Genomic DNA, 2,295 nt, shown 5'->3' on the forward strand with positions numbered 1-2,295 from the left:
CGCGCGCGGCGAAGGCCCGGCGCATCACGCCCGAGGTCTCGCAGCCGATCAGGATCCGGAGGGGCGCCGACATTCGCCTCAGACCAGGCTGAAGCGCGCGCGCCGCGCGGGCTCGGGGTCGGGCTTGGTCTCGGGCGGGCAGGGGCGGATCGTGACGACCCGAACCTCGCCCATGTTGATCGCCCCCATGGGGAGGAAGAACCAGCTCAACGGGCCGGTTGCGCGGTCGTGCGTCTTCAGCTCTTCCAGCGCGCCGAAGACGACCGATTTCGCCGCGATCCATTCGACGGTATCGCCTCCTCTCAGCGTGAATTTCAGGGTCCAGTCCGGTTCGGCGTCCGGGGCCGGGTCTTGCAGCCTGTCGGCGGTGGTAATGTCGTCGGACATGAGGTGTTCCTTGCGGTTTCAGGCGAAGGGGCAGCGGCGGGCGGCTGCCTCCATCCAGATGCGGGCGGCGTCGGCCTCGTCCCGGCCGAGGGCGGCGAGTCCGAAAAGCTGGATCTCGTATCCTGCCCGCGCGGGATCGTCGGGCGCGGGCTGGGCGATGCCCTGGCGGCGCAGCGCGCCGCGGATGGCGGCCAGCTGGACCTCGGGGGCAGCGGATCGCCATTCGGCGACGAAGTCGGCCAGTTCCGGGGCGGCGGCGAGGACCGTATCCATCAGAGACTTCCGTGGGCGATTTCGGCCAGCGTGATGCCGCCCCAGGCCGAGCCGACGAAGAGCGCGCCGATCAGGGCGCCCAGCAGCGCGTCGCGCCAGGTGCCGAAGCCGTAGGTTGCGGGAAGGTCGGGGATTTTGGGCATGCGGGGCATGGGGTCCTCCGGATCTGGGCATGGGATGAGGGCCGACACGCGGCCCGCACCGATGCTCAGAGACCGGCGTTCTCGTTGTCGTCGCCCTCGGCCTCGCCGGGATCGCCGGGCTCGGGATCGGCGGCCTCGACCTCCTTCGGGTCGGTGCCGGTGGGCGCGCGGTAATAGATGCAGCCCGGGGCGTGGGTGCGTTCGAAGGCGTTGGTGCCCGCGATGGCGGCAAAGCAGCCCGCGCCGTCGGCCGAGGGCTGGCGGATGGCCGACAGATCCTCGGTGGCATTGACGGCGGCGAGCGCGGGCGCGGCCAGCAGGGCCAGCGCGGCGGCGGCGGTCAGGATGGTCTTCATGGGGTTCCCCTTTCCGGTTACGGTGAAGAGGAATGTCGAAGATTTCGACATTTCAGTCAAGCTTGATCGCGCTAGAGTGTCGAAATAAACGACAATGCGGCAGATGGACCGCCGCGTTTGGGGTTGCGTGAGGGGGGGATCCTACTAGGCTGGGGTGAGAACGAAACAGGAATATCCTGGTGGAGAGAATGCCGAGTGCCGAATCCAGTCGCGGTGATCTAGAAAAACAAGAAGCGGAGATCGCAGGGCTCATGCGGCGTATGAGGGTCCGCGAGCTTCAGGATTTGTTGACGGAGGCGCGACGCCTATCGCGGGCTCGCCATAGCGCGAGCATAGCGGATTAGAGCTTCCCGGTCTTCTGGGGCCATCTCGCGCATAAGGTCAAGTATCTCTTTTTTATAGCTTTCTGCGGGGTCGCTAGTAAACAGCTCTTCGACAGTTACGTTCAGCGCGCGAGCGATAGAGGTCAAGCGCAAGGTGTTTGCTGGCTTTCTCTCGTTCTCGATCTCGGAGAGCTGCGAACGTGATAAGCCGGCCATCTCCGCCAGTTGCTGCTGGCTGAGACGCTTGCCTTCCCGAAGTTCCTTTATTCGCAAACCCATGGGCGAAGTATATTGTGCATCCGCTAAGCCGTCCCGTCGATTTTGGCGACGGAAGGGGCTTCTGCTGCTTGACTGAGATGTCGAAATGTTCGACACATGGGAACATGAACAGTCTTGCGCATTACATCCACGGCAGTGCGGAACAACTCACACATGAGCAGTGGGCGCGTCGGTTTGGGATCTCGCGCAGCCATTTCACCATGCTCAGGAACGGAACGGCGCAGCCGTCGAAAAAGCTGATGGTGCGGATCGAAGAGGAAACGAGCGGAGCCGTTTCCGTAGCGTCGTGGTTCCGAGCGGGCATGTCAGGGGACGCCGCCTGATGTTGTGTCACTGCAATCCTCTCGTCTGCATAACGCGCTGTCGGGCATCTACTTCTCCGGCACCGGCCAGTCGGGAGGACCCGGCATGTTGACGGCGTCCTCCCCATCGATTTCGACCCCGAGTCATTTTGCACGAAGCCACCATAGGGATGTCGCTATGCAAAAGTCCTTCCAGAATTTGCGCGACCCGCAGGAGCGGGAGCGGAAGTGG

General features: G+C 64.2%; 6 protein-coding genes. 1 reads left to right on the forward strand and 5 read right to left on the reverse strand.

Translation table 11 applies throughout. The features are described from left to right. Positions 1–78: 78 nt before the first annotated feature. The 5 genes from BYZ73_RS20800 to BYZ73_RS20815 form a co-directional block, all read right to left on the reverse strand. Complete coding sequence (locus tag BYZ73_RS20800; protein ID WP_181498143.1) at positions 79–387, reverse strand: hypothetical protein; 309 nt, start codon at positions 385–387, stop codon at positions 79–81. 18 nt (positions 388–405) lie between these two features. After that, positions 406–660: a hypothetical protein gene (locus BYZ73_RS20805; protein WP_112317524.1), complete on the reverse strand. Its 255-nt coding sequence runs from the start codon at positions 658–660 to the stop codon at positions 406–408. Then, positions 660–803 (reverse strand): hypothetical protein, encoded by a 144-nt coding sequence (locus tag BYZ73_RS23010; protein WP_181498144.1) that lies wholly within the window; start codon positions 801–803, stop codon positions 660–662. The genes BYZ73_RS20805 and BYZ73_RS23010 overlap by 1 nt, the downstream gene beginning before the upstream one ends. Before the next feature lie 65 nt (positions 804–868). Further along, complete coding sequence (locus BYZ73_RS20810) at positions 869–1,159, reverse strand: hypothetical protein (protein ID WP_112317525.1); 291 nt, start codon at positions 1,157–1,159, stop codon at positions 869–871. Positions 1,160–1,464: 305 nt separating this feature from the next. Beyond that, positions 1,465–1,761, reverse strand: coding sequence for a helix-turn-helix domain-containing protein (locus BYZ73_RS20815; protein WP_112317526.1), 297 nt, complete (start codon positions 1,759–1,761; stop codon positions 1,465–1,467). Between the two features lie 104 nt (positions 1,762–1,865). Between BYZ73_RS20815 and BYZ73_RS22565 the strand changes: the two genes are divergently transcribed. After that, entirely contained in the window at positions 1,866–2,084 is a 219-nt protein-coding gene (locus tag BYZ73_RS22565; RefSeq protein WP_146746381.1) for a helix-turn-helix domain-containing protein, read from the forward strand. Positions 2,085–2,295: the final 211 nt, after the last annotated feature.

This window comes from Rhodovulum viride (assembly GCF_003265965.1).
GTDB classification, from domain to species: domain Bacteria; phylum Pseudomonadota; class Alphaproteobacteria; order Rhodobacterales; family Rhodobacteraceae; genus Rhodovulum; species Rhodovulum kholense.

Excerpts from the sequence above, each read along its gene's own strand:
- BYZ73_RS20815 (WP_112317526.1), bottom strand. The coding sequence starts at position 1,761 with ATGGGTTTGCGAATAAAGGAACTTCGGGAAGGCAAGCGTCTCAGCCAG.
- BYZ73_RS23010 (WP_181498144.1), bottom strand. The coding sequence starts at position 803 with ATGCCCAAAATCCCCGACCTTCCCGCAACCTACGGCTTCGGCACCTGG.
- BYZ73_RS22565 (WP_146746381.1), top strand. The coding sequence starts at position 1,866 with ATGAACAGTCTTGCGCATTACATCCACGGCAGTGCGGAACAACTCACA.
- BYZ73_RS20805 (WP_112317524.1), bottom strand. The coding sequence starts at position 660 with ATGGATACGGTCCTCGCCGCCGCCCCGGAACTGGCCGACTTCGTCGCC.
- BYZ73_RS20810 (WP_112317525.1), bottom strand. The coding sequence starts at position 1,159 with ATGAAGACCATCCTGACCGCCGCCGCCGCGCTGGCCCTGCTGGCCGCG.
- BYZ73_RS20800 (WP_181498143.1), bottom strand. The coding sequence starts at position 387 with ATGTCCGACGACATTACCACCGCCGACAGGCTGCAAGACCCGGCCCCG.